We start from the raw sequence: 18,327 nt of genomic DNA, 5'->3' as shown, positions 1-18,327 counted from the left end.
ACCCGAGCGATTTGACGACCTTATGTAGGTTATGCAACCCTACGTAAGTTGTCCCACGGGGTGTAACCACCGCAGGGCGCACGTAGTCGGTCACCGGAGCAAGAGTCGTCTCGCCGCTCCTAGTAGATAAGAGAACGATTCGTGGAACCGGCAGAGTTCGCGGCTGGCCCGTCCGCCCGCGTTGACACCAGTGTCAACGAGAACGGTTCGCACTATTTCGCCCTCACCGCCGCTCAGCGCGGTATCTGGTATGCGCAGCACCTTATGGGCGAAGTGCCGATCACGATTGCGCAGTACATCGACGTCGAGGGCGCCCTGGATGTCGATGCTTTTCGACGTGCAGGTCAGGTCGCTGCCCGCGAGATCGGTAGCGGGATGCTCCGCATCGTCGAGATCGACGGCGAACCGCTCCAGACGGTCGACCTCACTCTCGACGATGGGGTGGGACACCACGATTTCCGGGCGGAGCCGGACCCCCACGCTGCCGCAGTCGAGTGGATGCGCGCCGACTACACCGCACCGCTGGATCTGCTCTCGGACCGGCTGATCCGGGCGGCCACCCTGCAGATCGGCGACCACCACCATCTCTGGTACTGCCGCATCCACCACATCGCTCTCGACGGCTACGGCGCCATGAAGTTCATGAGCCGCGCCGCCGAGTTGTACACGGCCGAGATCAGGGGTGTGGAGCCGCCGCCGTCGGTGGCGGGTGACCTCCGAGAGGTTTCGGCCGCCGAGGACGCGTACATCGGTTCTTCCCGGTACCTCACCGACCGCGACTACTGGGCGACGCGATCCCGGAACCTCCCCGTCCCGGTCAGCCTCGCGGGCCGCACTGCCCCGGCGCAGGCTCGGTCCCGCTGGCACGGCGGGCAGGTGCCCGCCGACGTCGCCCGGTCGGTGGACGGGGCGACCTCGCGTCTCAACTCCGCCTTCGCGGCTGTCGCCGTGGCCGCGACCGCAGCTTTCGTCGCCCGGATGACGGATTCGGACGACGTCGTTCTCAGTCTGCCCGTGTCGGCCCGCACCAACGCCGTGCTGCGTCGATCGGGCGGCATGGTGTCCAATGTGGTGCCGCTGCGGGTGTCGATCATCCCGGACACGACGGTCGCCGCGCTGGTCTCCGCCGTCCAGCTCGAGCTCACCGGTGCGTTGCGCCACCAGCGCTACCGCAGCGAGGACATCCGCCGCGACGCCGGCGCCGCCCAGGATCAGCGGGGCTTCTTCGGTCCCGCGATCAACATCATGAACTTCCATTCCGAAATCACCCTCGCCGAGCTCACCGGTCGGTTTCACGTCCTGTCGACCGGACCCGTCGAGGACCTCTCCGTCAACCTGTACCCGAGCGTGGCGGGAAGTTCGTCGCGCATCGATTTCGAGGCGAACCCCGCCCTGTACGGGGCCGAGGAACTCGCCGGACACCACGCGCGGTTCCTCGACCTGCTGGCCCGGTTCGCCGACGCGGACCCGGACACCCCGGTTGCACACCTGGACGTGCTGACGGCGGACGAGCACGCACAACTCGTGCCTGCCGCCGGCCCGGCGGCACCCGACCCGTTGCTGCTGGTCGACCTGTTCGAAGCCGGGGTCCGGGCGAACCCCGACGGCACGGCACTGATTCTCGATGCAGCAACGACCGGCTACCGCGAACTCGACGAGCGCAGCACCGCGCTCGCACGTCTGCTGCTGACCCGCGGAGTGGGCCCCGGTGACTTCGTGGCGGTGTCGTTCACCCGGTCCGTCGACTCCGTCGTGGCGGTGTGGGCCGTGGCGAAGTCGGGGGCGGCGTTCGTCCCCGTCGACCCGGCCTACCCGGCCGAGCGCATCGCCCATATGTTGTCCGATTCGGGCGTGACCCTCGGTCTGACGGCCACCGCGCACCGCGACCTGCTCGAGGGAACCGGCGTCGAATGGCTCGCCCTCGACGACTCCGCGCTCATGTCTGCCTGCGCGAAGCTGTCAGTCGGACCGGTGACGGACGCCGATCGTCCGGTACCACTGACACCTCACCATCCGGCGTACATGATCTACACGTCGGGTTCTACGGGCACGCCGAAAGGTGTGGTGGTCACGCACACCGGCCTGGCTGCGTTCGCCGCGTGGGCCCTGCCCGAGCTCGGCGTGACGCGCGACTCGCGGGTGCTGCGCTTCTCCTCGTCGAGCTTCGACGCCTCCGTGTTCGAGATGGTGCAGGCGTTCAGCGCGGGCGCGACGATGGTGATTGCGCCACCGGGCGTGTACGGCGGCGACGAACTCACGGCTCTCCTTCGTTCGCAGCGGGTCACCCACATCATCAGTGCACCCGCGGTATTGGGAACCGTGGACGCCGCCGACCTCGACTCGCTCGAGGCCGTGGTCGTCGGTGGCGACGTGTGCCCGCCGGATCTCGTCGAGCGGTTCGGCAGCCGCTGCCGCCTCTACAACAGCTACGGCCCCACCGAGTCGACGATCGTGATCACCATGACGGGTCCGCAGACCGACCCCGCCGCGATCACGATCGGCGGCCCGATGCTGGGCGCACGTGCACTCGTCTTGGACCGCTGGCTGCGGCCCGTGCCGCGCGGGGTGACCGGGGAGCTGTATCTCGGGGGCCCCGGGCTCGCCGAGGGCTATCACGGCCGTTCGGGTCTGACGGCATCGCGATTCGTCGCCGACCCGTTCCCCGGGGGCGGCGGTAACCGCCTGTACCGCACCGGCGACCTCGTGCGGTGGAGCCGCGGCGAGGAACCCGTCCTCGAGTATGTGGGGCGCAGCGACTTCCAGGTACAGCTGCACGGACTGCGCATCGAACTCGGTGAAATCGATGCGGTGCTGTCGGAGCACGAGTCGGTGGACTTCGCGGTGTCCGCCGTGCGGGAACGTGAGGGCGGGACCTCGGTGTTGGTGTCGTACGTGCGAATTCGGCCGAATTCGCGTTTCGATCACGCCGCGCTCGCCGCGCACGCCGCCCGCCTCCTGCCCAGCTACATGGTGCCGTCCACCGTGATGGAGCTCGACCAGGTTCCGCTTACCCCGGCGGGCAAGGTTGATCGCGAAGCCCTGCCCGAACCGGTCTTCGCGGTCCGCGAGTACGTGGCCCCGCGTACTGACACCGAACTTCTGGTCGCGGCCGCCTACGCCGGTGTGCTCGGTGCCGGCATGGTCGGAGCCGAGGACGATTTCTTCGATCTGGGCGGCGACTCGCTGAGTGCCACCCGGGTGATCGGCCGGGTCAACGAGTCGGCGGGCACGTCGTTGGCCGTGCGGGTGATCTTCGAGGCACCGGGCGTCTCGGCTCTCGCCGCGGTGGTCGACGCCGCCGAGCGCGGGGACCGCCCGGCGCTCGGCGGCATCGAACGACCGGATCGTATTCCCCTGTCCGCGGCGCAGTCCCGGATGTGGATCCTCAACCGCTACGACCCCGAGTCGGTGGCCTACAACATTCCGTTCGTACTGCGGCTGTCCGGCGACCTCGACACCGTTGCCCTCGGGGCGGCGCTGCGGGACGTCCTGGAGCGCCACGAGGCGCTGCGGACCGTGTATCCCGACTCTGCCGACGGCCCGTATCAGCGGATCGTCCCCCTCGACGACCTCGCGCTGGACCTCGAACCGCGCCGCGTCGACGACGAAGAACAGCTGTTCGCAGTGCTGACCGCCGAGCTGTCCACCGGCTTCGACGTGACGGTATCGGTCCCGTTGCGCAGCAGCGTGTTCGAGCTGTCACCGGGCGAACACGTTCTCGTCGTGGTGGTGCACCACATCAGTGCGGACGGCGCGTCGATGGGGCCGCTCGCCCGCGACCTGATGCTGGCGTACACCGCCCGCGTCGGCCACCAAACCCCGGACTGGACACCGCTCGCCGTCCAGTACGCCGACTACAGCGTATGGCAGCGGCAGCTTCTCGGTGCCGAGTCCGAAGAGGGAAGTGTCGCCGCACGCCAGGCTGCGTACTGGCGTCAGCAACTGCGCGGAGCCCCGGAACTGCTCGAGTTGCCCACCGACCGGCGACGGCCGGCCGTGGCGTCACTGCGCGGGGAGACCTCGACGTTCCGCCTCGACAGCGCACTCGTCGAACAAGCCACAGCGTTCGGACGCAGCCACGGCGCCACCCTCTTCATGGTGGTGCACGCAGCCCTGGCCACACTGCTCGCGCGCCTCGCCGCAACCACAGACGTGGTGGTGGGCACTCCGGTCGCGGGCCGCGGCGAGCAGGCCCTCGACGACTTGGTGGGGATGTTCGTCGGCACGCTCGCGTTGCGGACCCACGTCGACCCGGCGTCCTCGTTCGCGGAGGTGCTCGGGCACGTCCGGGAGACCGATCTTGCGGCGTACGGCAACGCGGACCTGCCGTTCGAGCGGTTGATCGACCTACTGCAACCGGCACGCTCCCAGGCGTATTCGCCGATCTTCCAGGTGGCGCTGTCGCTCGAGGATCAGAGCGTCAACCAGCTCACGCTTCCCGGTCTGGCGGTGTCGGCACTGGATCTCGGTGTGGTGCCGGCGAAGTTCGATCTGCAGTTGACCCTCCGCTCCGACGGTGCGGCAATGGCGGCGTCCTGGATTTTCGCCACCGATCTGTTCGACCGCGAGACTGTCGACTCCTTCTCAGTCCGCTTCGAGAGAATTCTGCGGCAGGGGATCACCGATCCGAAATGCGCGGTCGGCGATCTGGACCTGCTGACCGCAGACGAACACGCCGCACTGACCGCGCCACCCGAACCGCCTGCCGTGTTCGCACGCACGTTGCCGGACATCTTCACGAGCGGTGCCGGGCGCGGCGGGATCGCACTCGTGTCGGAGGAGGGGGAACTCTCCTACGCGGACCTCGACGCGAAATCGAACCAGTTGGCACGCGTACTCATCACGCACGGCGTGGGCCCGGAAACGGTGGTGGCGCTGGCACTTCCGCGGACCTCCCAGGCCGCCCTCGCCGTGTGGGCGGTGACCAAGACGGGTGCTGCGTTCGTTCCCGTCGATCCGAGCTACCCGCGCGACCGCATCGAGCACATGCTCTCCGACTCGGGTGCGGCGCTCGGGTTGACCGACACCGCCACCGCGGCGGGGCTCCCCGGCGGCACCGAGTGGCTGCTGCTCGACGACGCCTCACACGTCACGTCGGCCGCACCGGTCACCGATCGCGACCGCACTATGCCGCTGCGCCTGCAGCATCCGGCGTATCTCATCTATACGTCCGGCTCCACCGGAATGCCCAAGGGCGTCAGTGTCACTCATACGGGATTGAGCGCCTTCACGGCGGAGGCACGCCCGGAACTGGGCACGACGTCGCGGTCCCGCGTGCTCCGGTTGTCGTCCGCAAGCTTCGACGCCTCCGTCTTCGAGATGATTCAAGCGTTCAGCGCCGGGGCCACGCTGGTGATCGCACCGCCGTCGGTGGTCGGCGGCGAAGACCTCACCGCCCTGCTCCGCGACCAGCGGGTCACCCACGTGCTCACTGCCCCAGCCGCATTGAGCACCGTCGATGCGAGCGCACTCGGTGACCTGCGCACCGTCGTCGTCGGGGGTGAGGTGTGCCCACCGCAGCTGGTCGAACAGTTCTCCCCGGGCCGGCGTTTCTTCAACAGTTACGGTCCCACCGAGACGACCATCGTCGTCACCATCGGTGAACCGCTCACCCCGGGCGCCGACATCACCATCGGCAGCCCACTCGACGGCACGCAAGCGCTGGTCCTCGACTCCCGGCTGCGGCCCGTACCGCGCGGTGTCACGGGTGAGTTGTACCTGTCCGGCCCCGGCCTCGCCCGCGGCTATCACGCGCGGCACGGACTGACGTCGGAACGGTTCGTCGCCAATCCCTCTGGACCCCAAGGTAGCCGGATGTACCGGACCGGTGACCTGGTGCGGCTGCGATTCGACGGGCAGCTCACCTATGTGGGCCGCGCCGACTCGCAGGTGAAACTGCGGGGTCTGCGCCTCGAACTCGGTGAGATCGAGGCCGCGCTGTCCCGACACGGCGACGTGGTGGCCGCGGCAGCGTCCGTCCATCACCACCCCCGGCTTGGCGATCAACTCGTTGGTTACGTCGTGCTCGCGCCTGGGACCAGCCCCGACGTCTCCGACATCCTGTCGGCCGCGGCAGAACTGCTGCCCCGCGCGCTCGTGCCGGCAACCGTCACAGTCCTCGACGCCATTCCGCTCACCCCGGCCGGGAAGATCGACCGCCCGGCGCTGCCCGCCCCGACATTTGCGGCGCGGACGGCGTTCCGGGCGCCGTCGACCCCCACCGAACTGCTTGTCGCGCGGGTGTTCACGGAGATCCTCGACGTCGACAGGGTGGGAGCCGACGACAGCTTCTTCGAGATCGGCGGCAACTCCCTGTCCGCCACCCAGGTGATCGCCCGCCTGCGCGCGGCCACCGGCACGTCCCTGTCCGTGCGGTCGCTGTTCGACGCACCCACCGTCGCGGCGCTGGCCGCCGCCGTGGACACCGCCGGACGGTCCGACCGCCCGGTCCTGGAGGCACGTCCGAGACCGGACCGGATTCCGCTGTCTCCGGCGCAGGCGCGGGTGTGGTTCCTCAACCGTTTCGACCCGGGTTCCACCGTCGACAACCTGCCGCTCGCCCTCCGCCTGACCGGGACGCTCGACGTCTCCGCTCTGCAGGCAGCGATCAGCGACGTCCTCGAACGGCACGAGGCACTGCGCACGATCTACCCCGACTCACCCACCGGCCCACACCAGGTCCTGGTCACCATCGAGTCGGCACTCCCGGACCTCACCGTGCTCGAGGTGACCGAGAGCGATGCGCTGCAGCGGGCCGTGGAGTTCGCGTCCACGGGATTCGACCTCACCGTGGAATTACCCCTGCGCGCAGGCCTGTTCGCGGTCTCCGAGAACGAGCACCTTCTCGTCGTCGTGGTCCATCACATCGCCGCCGACGGTTTCTCGCTCGCGCCGCTGGCCCGCGACGTGATGCTCGCGTACACCGCACGTGCGCAGCAGGACGAGCCTGCGTGGTCGCCACTCCCGGTCCAGTACGCCGACTACAGCCTCTGGCACCGCGAACTGCTCGGCAACGAGGACGACCCCGCCTCGCTGGTGTCCCGCCAAACCGAGTACTGGGTGCGCACTCTCGCCGAGCTGCCGGACGAGCTCACCCTGCCCACCGATCGGCCGCGTCCACGCCGACAGTCACACCGCGGCAGCGAGCTGACGTTCGATGTCGACGCCCACACCCACGAATTGCTACGTGAATTCGCGGCTGCCCGCGACGCCAGCCTGTTCATGACCGTGCACGCCGCCTACGCGGTGTTTCTGAGCCGGCTGTCGAACTCGGCCGACATCGTGGTCGGAACTCCCGTTGCCGGCCGGGGCGAGCAGGCCCTCGACGACCTCGTGGGCATGTTCGTCAACACCCTCGTTCTGCGGACGCACGTCGCGCCGGAGGCCACGTTCGACGAGTTGGTCGAGCGCACCCGCGAAGCCGATTTGGGTGCGTTCTCGCATGCCGACGTGCCGTTCGAGCGGCTGGTAGAAGTTCTCGATCCGGTTCGCTCGCAGGGTCGGCACCCTCTGTTCCAGGTCGCCCTGTCCTTCCAGAACCTGGCCCCCACCACGTTCGACCTGCCGGGACTCGCAGTCTCGACCGTCCCGGCGGAGCTGCAGACCGCCGAGTTCGATCTGCATCTGACCCTCACCGAACAGGCTGACGGCGGAATCCACGCGTCCTTCACCTACGCCACCGACCTGTTCGACCCCTCGACCATCGCAACGTTCGCCGAACAGTTCACCCGCATCCTGCGGGCCCTGGCCGCCGACCCATCGACACCGGTCGGTGACGTGGCCGTGCTCGACGCGCCGGAATACACAGAGCTGGTCGACATTCGCAACCGAACGGCCCATCCGCTGCCCGAGACCCTGCTACTCGACGCCTTCGCGGACCAGGTACGCCGGACTCCGGATGCGCCGGCGATCGTCTTCGAGGGTGATTCGCTGAGTTACCGGGAGTTCGCGGGTCGGGTGAATCGGTTGGCGCGGGTTCTGATGTCCGAGGGTGTGGGTCCGGAATCTTTGGTGGCGTTGGCCATGCGCCGTTCCGTGGACCTGGTCGTCGGCATGTATGCGGTTCTGACCGCGGGCGGCGGTTATGTGCCCGTGGATCCGGACCATCCGGCCGACCGTATTGGGTACATCCTCGATGCGGCCGATCCGATCTGTGTCCTGTCGACGTCTCGGGACGCTTTTGCCAGTGAGCGGTCCGTCATCCTTGTCGACACCCTCGATGTCGACGCTGTTTCGTCGGCACCGCTGACGAATTCGACGGTGTACCCGGATGGTGTCGCCTATGTGATCTTCACGTCCGGCTCGACCGGAAAGCCCAAGGGCGTCGCGGTCACGCACCGGGCGATCGTGAACCAGATCGCCTGGATGCGTTCCGAGTACGCATTTGACGCGTCGGACGTGTACTTGCAGAAGACCGCGACGACATTCGACGTGTCCCTGTGGGGTTACTTCCTTCCGCTGGCTGCCGGCGCGACGCTGGTGGTCGCGGCACCGGATGGGCACCGTGACCCGCAGTATCTCGCCGGGTTGATCGACGAATATGGCGTCACAGCAACCGACTTCGTCCCGTCCATGCTCTCCGTGTTTGCGGGGTCGGTGGACCCACAGCAGATCGTGTCTTTGCAGAACGTGTTCGTGATCGGTGAGGCTTTGCCCACGGCGACCGTTCGCGACGTCACCGAGATTTCGGCGGCGCGGGTCCACAATCTGTATGGGCCGACCGAGGCCGCGGTGTCGATCACTTACGCCGATGTCACCGACATCCCTGAGGGGGGTGCGGTGTCGATCGGTACACCTGAGTGGAACAGCCGCGTCTACGTCCTCGACTCGAGGTTGCACCCGGTGCCCGTGGGCGTTCCGGGTGAGCTGTATCTCGCCGGTGTGCAGTTGGCGCGTGGTTATCACGGCCGTGTCGACCTCACCGCCGACCGCTTCGTCGCCGACCCGTATTGCGGTACGGGGGAGCGGATGTACCGCACCGGTGACCTCGTCCGTTGGACGACGACTGGCGAACTTGTTTATATCGGGCGCACCGACTTTCAGGTCAAGTTCCGTGGCCAGCGCATCGAGCTCGGTGAGATCGAGACCGCTCTGCTCGCCCATGCTCAGGTGTCGCAGGCGGCGGTGCTGGTCGCCTCGACCGGCACGGGCGATCATCTCGTGGGCTATGTCGTCCCGACCGCGGGTTCGGACGTCGACGTCGACGAATTGCGCACCGCGATCGCACACAAGCTGCCCACCTACATGCTGCCCGAGACCGTTTTGGTCCTCGACAGCTTCCCCCTCGGCACGTCCGGCAAACTCGACCGGAAAGCCCTGCCCGCACCCACGTTCGAGGCCCGCGTTTTCCGGGCGCCGGCCACTGCGACCGAAAGCGTCGTCGCCGAGGTCTTCGCCGACGTCCTGGGTGTCGAGCGGGTCGGCCTCGACGACGACTTCTTTGCCCTCGGCGGCAATTCTCTGATCGCTACCCAGGTCGCCGCCCGCCTCGGCCGTGCACTCGACAGCAGAGTGCCCGTGCGGGAGCTGTTCGACGCTCCTACCGTCGAGGCACTCGCAGCGCGCGTTGCCGTCCTCGCCGGGTCGGGCGGCGGAACGGCGCTCGTGGCCGCTCCGCGTCCCGAGCGAATCCCGTTGTCGTCGGCGCAGAACCGGATGTGGTTCCTCAATCGCTTCGATCCTGAGTCGGCGGCGTACAACCTTCCGCTCGCGATCCGGCTGACGGGGACATTGAACGTCGCGGCCCTCCACACCGCCGTCCACGACGTGCTGGAACGGCACGAGTCGCTGCGCACGGTCTTTCCCGACAACGGTGACGGCCCCGTGCAGGTGATCCTGCCCGCGGACCGGGTCGACCTCGATCTCACCCCGGTCGACGTGACCCCCGACGAACTTGTGGGGGAGGTGACCAGCGTCCTGCACGGCGGCTTCGACGTGACCGCGGGAATTCCCCTTCGCGGGAGACTTCTGCGCACCGCCGTCGACGAGCATGTCCTCGTCATCGTCGTGCACCACATCAGCGGCGACGCCGTGTCCATGGGTCCGCTCGCTCGCGATGTCATGGTCGCCTATACCGCCCGAAGTGCGGGACACGCCCCGAACTGGTCACCGCTTCCGATGCAGTACGCCGATTTCGCGATCTGGCAGCACGCGGCACTGGGCTCCGAGTCCGATCCCGAATCACTGGCCGCACAGCAGATCCGGTACTGGACCGAGACGCTGTCCGGGCTGCCGGACGTGCTGGAACTGCCCACCGATCGGCCCCGCCCGGCCGTGCCGTCGCAGCGCGGCGACACCGTGTGGTTCGACGTTCCGGTGGACACCGCCCTGGCGCTCGAGCAGACGGCCCGCGAACACGGAGCCTCCGTGTTCATGGTGCTGCACGCGGCGCTGGCGGTCGTGCTGTCGCGGTTGTCGTCGACGTCCGACATCGCAGTCGGCACCCCGGTCAGCGGTCGCGGCGAGCAGCACCTCGACGACCTGGTCGGAATGTTCGTCAACACCCTGGTCCTGCGTACGCACGTCGCTGCGCACGAAAGCTTCACTGAACTCCTGACACGGGTGCGCGACACCGACCTCGGCGCGTTCGGGCATGCGGACATTCCGTTCGAGCGGCTCGTCGACGTCCTCGCTCCCGTCCGCACCCAGGCCCACACACCCCTGTTCCAGGTGGCGCTGTCGTTCGAGCACCGCGGTGTCACCCGCTTCGAATTGCCTGGCGTGACCGTGGAACCCGTTCCGTTCGAGGCGGACACCGCGCAGTTCGACCTGGCGTTGGTCCTGACCGAAGGCGATTCGGCGAGTGCATTGTCGGGTGCGTTGCGATTCGCTACCGACCTCTTCGACCGGGCGACCGCCGAGGACATCGCCCGGCGATTCGTCCGTGTCCTCGACGCAGTGGTGGCCGATTCGGGCGCGATCGTCGGCGACATCGACCTCCTCGATCCGAGCGAGTGGGCGGCGGTGTGTGTAGGGGGTGCGCCGACGGCGACTCCGACGACACTCGCCGGCCTGATCGACGTCGCTGTCCGGACCGACCCGGACGCGCCGGCGCTGAGCTGGAACGGTCGCGAGTACACGTATCGCGAGGCGGACGAGTGGTCCACGCGCGTGGCCCGGTTACTGCTCGAGCACGGGGTGGGACCGGAATCCTTCGTGGCCCTTGCTCTCCCGCGGTCGCTCGAATCGGTGCTGGCCGTGTGGGCGGTGGCCAAGACCGGTGCCGCATACGTGCCCGTGGACCCGACATACCCGGCGGATCGCACCGCGCACATCCTCACCGACTCGGGCGCCGCCCTCGGTGTCACGCTGTCCGGTGAACGGGCCGCGCTGCCGGACACCGTCGTCTGGCTGACCCTCGACACCGAGGATCTCACCGCCCGACGCCAGTCGACGAGCGCCGAGCAGATCACCGACGCAGACCGGATCCGCCCGGTCCGCGTCGAGAACCCGGCATACATGATCTACACGTCGGGCTCGACGGGTCTGCCCAAGGGTGTCGTGGTCACGCACGGCGGCCTTGCGAACCTCGCCGCCGAACGTCGCGAGCATTACCGAATCGAGCAGTCGTCACGCTTCCTGCACAAGGCGTCGCCCAGCTTCGACATGGCCGTCGGCGAGATGGTGTCGGCGCTGAGCGCCGCCGCTACCTTGGTGATCACGCCGACCGAGATCGTGGGCGGCGACGAACTGTCCGAGCTTCTGGACCGTCAGCAGGTCACCCATGCGCTGATCACTCCGGCGGTGCTGGCCACGATGGACCCGGCCGGACACCCGCAGTTGCGGGTCCTCGGTGTCGGTGGTGAGGCGTGCACTCCCGAACTGGTGGCCCGCTGGCAGCCGGGCCGCATCATGCTCAACGGCTACGGACCGACCGAGGCGACCGACATCTCGACCGTCGGCGACCTCGTCGCCGGTGCACCGGTCACGATCGGGCATCCGGTGCGTGGATTCGAGGTCATGGTTCTCGACACCCGCTTGCGCCCTGTTCCCGCCGGTGTTTCGGGTGAGCTGTATGTCGCGGGACCGGCATTGGCCCGCGGCTACCATGCCCGGCACGGCCTCACCGCCGAACGGTTCGTCGCCAACCCCTACGGCGCACCCGGCGAGCGCATGTACCGCACCGGCGACATCGTCCGCTGGACCGGAACGCACGGACTCGAGTACTTCGGCCGCGGCGACAGTCAGGTGAAGATTCGGGGCAACCGGATCGAGCTGGGGGAGATCGAGTCCGCGGCGACCCGCCACGACACGGTGGGCCAGGCCGCCGTCGTCGTCCACGACACCCCGTCGGGGCAGCGTCTCGCGGCCTACCTCGTGCCTGCCCCCGGTCACACACTCGACACGGACGCGATCCGGCGCCACCTCGAGGACGTCCTGCCTGCGCCCATGATCCCGGACGCCTACGTCGTGATCGAGGCGCTGCCGGTGACGGTGAATGGGAAGCTCGACCGAGAAGCGCTGCCCGAACCGGTCTTCGTCTCCGCGACCGCACGTTTCCGGGCGCCGGTCACCGACAACGAGAAGGTCCTGGCGGGCGTGTTCGCCGAGCTGCTGGGCGTCCCGACGGTCGGTGTGGACGATTCGTTCTTCGGTCTGGGTGGCGACAGCATCGCGTCGATCCAGCTCGCGTCGAGGGCGAAGGCACACGGGTTGATCATCTCGCCCCGGGAGGTGTTCGAGCACAAGACCGTTGCGGCTCTCGCGCAGGTGGCGGCCCACGCCACCGACACCGAACCAGTCGTGCTGGAGGAACTTCCGGGCGGCGGTGTCGGCCGGATGCCGCTCACTCCGGTGATGCGTCTGGTCACCGAACGCGGTGGCACTCTCGACCGTTACTCGCAGTCGGTCGCACTGGAGTTGCCGGTGGGCATCGACCGGGCGGGTCTGATCGCGACCCTGTCGGCAGTGATCGAGCACCACGACATCCTGCGTGCCCGCCTCGTCGGCGACGACACGCTCGAGGTGGCACCGGCAGGCGCCGTCGACGTCGCCTCTCTCGTGCACCGGATCGACTGGGATCCGCGGACGGATCCGACCGAACCGGCTCGGCGTGAACTGGATTCGGCGCTGGACCGCCTGAACCCGCGGGCCGGAATCATGCTGCAGTGCGTCTGGCTCGATCCGGTGGGCGTACCCGGACGGAGCGGCCGTCTGATCGTCTCCGCCCACCACCTCGTGGTCGACGGCGTGTCCTGGCGCATTCTGATTCCGGATCTGATCGCCGCGTGGGCGCAGATCTCGTCCGGTGAGGCTGCGACGCTCCCGCCGGTCGGCACGTCGATGCGCCGGTGGGCGCACGCCCTGATCGAGGACGCGCATACCCCGGAGCGAGTTGCGGAATTGCCGCCCTGGCAGAGAATCCTCGACGGTCCGGACCCGACGCTCGGGTCCCGGCCGTTCGACCCCACCATCGACGTCCTGGCCACGGTCGACCACGTGCGCGTCGAACTCGACGCGGCGGTGACGCGATCACTGGTGACGTCCGTTCCCGCTGCCTTCCGGGGCGGCGTCGGCGACGGGCTGATCGCCGCGTTCACACTGGCCGTGAGCGCCTGGCGGCGTCGCCGGGGAATCGACGAGTCTTCACTTCTCCTGCAACTGGAGGGCCACGGACGCGAGGAGGAGGCGGCGCCCGGCGCCGACCTCTCCCGTACGGTCGGATGGTTCACCAGCGTGTATCCGGTTCGGATCGACCTCGGCGGAATCGACGTCGACGCCGCCCTGGCCGGGACAGCCGACACGTCCCGCGCCGTCAAGGCCGTCAAGGAAAACCTGCTCGCACTACCTGCCCGAGGGCTGGGCTTCGGGCTGCTGCGCCATCTCAACTCCGAGACCGCCGCGCCGCTGGCCAACCTCCCCACCCCTCAGGTCAGCTTCAACTACTTGGGCCGGGTATCGGACGCGGACATTCCGGAGGAGTTCGCACACCTGGGCTGGACGCCCACCACCGACATCGGCGATCTCGGGGGCGTCGGCAACGACGACATGCCCGCCGCCGCCGTTCTCGACATCAACGCGATCGTCACCGGTGTGGACGGCGAGTCCAGGTTGACGGCCACCTTGTCGTATCCCCGGGAACTGCTGTCGGCGGCCGACGTCCAGGAACTTGCGGACCTGTGGACCAGTGCGCTCATCACGGTCGCGGCGTATGTGGACAGCGGAAGGGTGGGCGGGCTCACGCCGTCGGACGTGCCGCTCGTCGCGGTGGGGCAGCGGGACCTCGAACTGTGGGAAGAGCAGTACCCGGCACTGTCCGATGTCTGGTCGCTGTCGCCGCTGCAGCACGGGCTCGCCTTCCATGCGCAGCTCGCGCAGGACACGGTGGACGTCTACACGACGCAGACGGTCCTCGAACTCGGTGGCGTCGTGGACGCCGACCGGATGCGTGCAGCGATCTCCGCCCTGCTCGACCGGCACGCGAATCTGCGCACAGCGTTCGTCGGCGCGAGCACCGGCGAACTCGTGCAGGTGCTCCTCGACAGCGTGGAGATCCCCTGGCGGACCATCGATCTCGGGGCCGTGGACGAGTCCGCTCGAGCCGCTGCGCGGGATGCGGCGCTCACCGCCGACCGCGAGCGCCGGTTCGACCTCGCTGAGCCGCCGCTCCTGCGGTTCACGCTGATCGACGGCGGCGACGGGCACCACGTCCTGGCCGTGACCCTGCACCACATCCTCGTCGACGGCTGGTCCATGCCGTTGCTGTTGAAGGAACTCCTCGTTCTGTACGCCACCCGAGGTGACGCGTCCGTGTTGCCGCGGGTGCCGTCGTACCGCACGTTCCTGTCGTGGCTGGCATCGCGCGACCGTGCCGCCTCCCGGGACGTGTGGGCCGAGGCGCTCGCCGGTATGGAGCAGCCGACTCTCGTCGCCTCCGACGGTTCCGGACAGCCGGGACCGACCGCAGTGACCGCCGTGGACGCAGACGCCGGACCTGAACTGTCGACCCGGCTTACCGCACTCGGGGCGGAACTCGGTGTCACGCTCAACACGCTCGTCCAGGCCGCATGGGGAATTCTGCTGTCCCGCATGCTCGGCCGCGACGACGTGGTGTTCGGGGCGACGGTATCGGGCCGCCCCGCCGAACTCGAAGGCGTCGAGTCGATGGTCGGCCTGTTCATCAACACCCTGCCCGTGCGGGTGCGCATCGACCCGGACGAATCGGCGGCCGGCCTCCTGATCCGAGTGCAGCGGGAACAGGCGACTCTGCTCGATCACCACTACCTCGGCCTGAGCGATGTCCAGCGGACCGCGGGCAGCGGCGCCCTGTTCGACACGCTGACGGTGTTCGAGTCGTATCCCGTGGACACCGCAGCACTGGCCGAGGTGACCTCGATCGACGGACTGACCGTCCTCGGTGTGTCCGGCGAGGAAGCCACCCACTACCCGCTCACTCTCACGGTGTTCGCCGACGACGGGTTGCGGTTCACGCTCAGGTATCGCACCGATGTGTTCGACGAGACGTACGTGACCGCGCTCCGCACACGGCTGCTGAGGGTTCTCTCCGCACTGGTGGCCGACCCCGCCGCACCGATCGGCCGGATCGAAATCCTCGACCCCGACGAGCACGCGGCCCTCGCGCCTGTGCGCGGTCTACCGGCCGCGGCGCCGACCACCCTCGCCGGGATCATCGACGCCGCCGCACGTACCGCCCCGGAACGGGTCGCGCTCTCCTGGAAGGGTCGAGACTGGACGTACCGCGAGGCCGATGCCTGGTCGAACCGTCTGGCCCGGTTGCTGCTCGCGCAGGGTGTCGGACCCGAAACGTTCGTCGCTGTGGCGTTGTCGCGGTCGGTGGAATCGGTGCTGTCGGTATGGGCGGTGGCTAAAACGGGTGCCGCCTACCTCCCCGTCGATCCCACCTACCCGATGGAGCGCATCGACCACATGTTGTTCGACTCCGGCGCCCGCATCGGCATCACCGTCGCTGCGGATCGGGATGGATTGTCGGACAATACCTCCTGGCTCCTTCTCGACGAGATCACAGAAGCGCTCGACGCCACCCCGGCCACCCCGGTGACCGACGCGGAACGCGCGCGGCCTGTGCGTATCGAGAACCCGGCGTACATGATTTACACATCCGGTTCGACAGGACGGCCGAAGGGTGTCGTCGTCACCCATGGCGGCCTTGCGAACCTCGCCGCCGAACGCAGTGAGCACTACCGCGTCGAGCAGTCGTCCCGGTTCCTGCACAACACCTCGCCCAGCTTCGACATGGCGGTGGGCGAAATGATGTCCGCCCTCTCCGCCGCAGCGACCCTGGTGATCACCCCACCGAGCGTGATCGGCGGGGACGAATTGGCCGCCTTCGTCCGGGACGAGCACGTGACGCATGCGCTCATCACCCCGGCGATGCTGTCCTCGATCGACCCTGAGGGGCTGGAGGAACTGCGCGTCCTCGGTGTCGGCGGTGAAGCGTGTACCCCCGAACTGGTGGCCCGTTGGCAGCCGGGACGCATCATGCTCAACGGTTACGGACCGACCGAGGCGACCGATATCTCGACCGTCGGCGACCTCGTGGCTGGTGCGCCTGTCACGATCGGGCATCCGGTGCGTGGATTCGAGGTCATGGTTCTCGACACCCGTTTGCGCCCTGTTCCGGCCGGTGTTTCGGGTGAGCTGTATGTCGCGGGACCGGCATTGGCGCGCGGGTACCATGCCCGGCACGGTCTGACCGCCGAACGGTTCGTCGCCAACCCCTACGGCGCACCCGGCGAGCGCATGTACCGCACCGGCGACATCGTCCGCTGGACCGCAGCGGGCGAGCTCGAGTACAGCGGCCGCTCGGATCACCAGGTCAAGATCCGGGGTTACCGGATCGAACTCGGTGAAATCGACGCCGCCGTATTGGAACACCCAGACGTCGACTACGCGATCACGCTCGGCCGCCGCGGCCCGTCGGGGGACACCGTGCTGGTGTCCTACGTGGTCCCCGCCGCGGGCTCCGCGCCAGACCCCGCTCGGGTGCGCGCATTTGTGTCCGAGTTCCTGCCCACGCACATGGTGCCGTCGGCGGTGGTGTGCATCGATTCCGTCCCGCTCACCCCCACCGGGAAGCTCGACGTCGATGCGCTGCCGCGACCCGATTTCGTTGCCGCCGAATACCGTCGGCCGAATGAGGGACACGAGAGCACGGTCGCGGCGGTGTTCGCCGAAGTCCTGGGAGTCGACCGGGTCGGCGCCGAGGACAACTTCTTCGACCTCGGTGGCACATCGCTGTCCGCGATGCGGGCGGTGAGCCGTCTACGGTCCGGCAGCGACGTGACCGTGTCCCTGCAATGGCTGATGACCGAGCCGACACCCGCCGCGATCGCAGCCCGCATGGACAAGGCCGACGCCGACCCCGAGGACCCCGCGCTCGACGTGGTCTTCCCGATCCGGGATTATGGCCCGGGAAGACCGGTGTTCTGGATTCATCCGATCAGCGGACTGTCCTGGTGTTACACGGGATTCGCAGAATACATCGATGAAAACCGCCCCGTCTTCGGCATTCAGACCCCGGCCGTCGTGGGAGAGGTGCTGCCCGGCTCGATCGAGGAACTTGCCGACCGGTATCTCGCCGAGGTGCAGCGGATCCAGCCCGAAGGCCCCTATGATCTGGCCGGCTGGTCGATCGGTGGCGTCATTGCCCATGCGATGGCGGTGCGATTGCAGGAGACCGGCCAGGTGGTGGGTTCACTCGTCATGCTCGACAGTTTCGCGGAAACGCAGCAGTCGCAGGACGGCGGTGAGGCGGCGGTTCGCGAGGAGGACACGGCGGACGTGCTGTCGGCCCTGAGCCCCGAGCACCTGCATCGCCTGACCGCGGCCGCGCACCACGACGCCACCCTCATGCGCGACTACCGGCCCGGGCTTTTCGACGGCGACGTGCTGTTCTTCACGGCGGCGCACGACGATCCGACGCTGCGGCGTGCGGTCGGCACCTGGCGTCCCTGGGTGAACGGGCGGATCACGAATCATTCTGTGGATGCGACTCATTGGCAGATGACCGAACCTTCCGCGGTCAGTGTGATCGGCCCACTGCTCGCCACACACTTGGCCGACGCCGTGCATCACGCTTCGAGAATGGAAATCGACCGATAAGACCCGCCGGGCGGGGATGCGACGGCTGGTGCTGACGTCACAAGCTCTTCATTTCTTCCGCTTTCGGATGATCTGAGTCGACTCGAGCGCCTTCTCTCGTTTCTCCGCCCGACGCTCTTTGAGGGCACGTGCGGACTGTTTCGAACTTCTGACGGTGGACTTGTCAGCCATTGTCGGTCCTTTCCGAATCGGCAACCGCGAACTGACCTCGACCATACCCAACGCAAGAATTAAGTCCAGTTCAGC

General features: G+C 68.1%; 1 protein-coding gene. It reads left to right on the top strand.

All coding sequences use genetic code 11. The features are described 5' to 3' along the window. The first annotated feature begins 141 nt into the window (after nt 1-141). Nucleotides 142-18,081 (top strand): non-ribosomal peptide synthetase, encoded by a 17,940-nt coding sequence (locus R4P95_RS06110; RefSeq protein WP_317743894.1) that lies wholly within the window; start codon nt 142-144, stop codon nt 18,079-18,081. The last annotated feature ends 246 nt before the right edge of the window (nt 18,082-18,327 follow it).

The organism is Rhodococcus sp. IEGM 27 (genome assembly GCF_033142305.1).
Classification (GTDB): domain Bacteria; phylum Actinomycetota; class Actinomycetes; order Mycobacteriales; family Mycobacteriaceae; genus Rhodococcus_F; species Rhodococcus_F oxybenzonivorans.
This window is presented reverse-complemented; position numbering and strand designations above follow the sequence as displayed.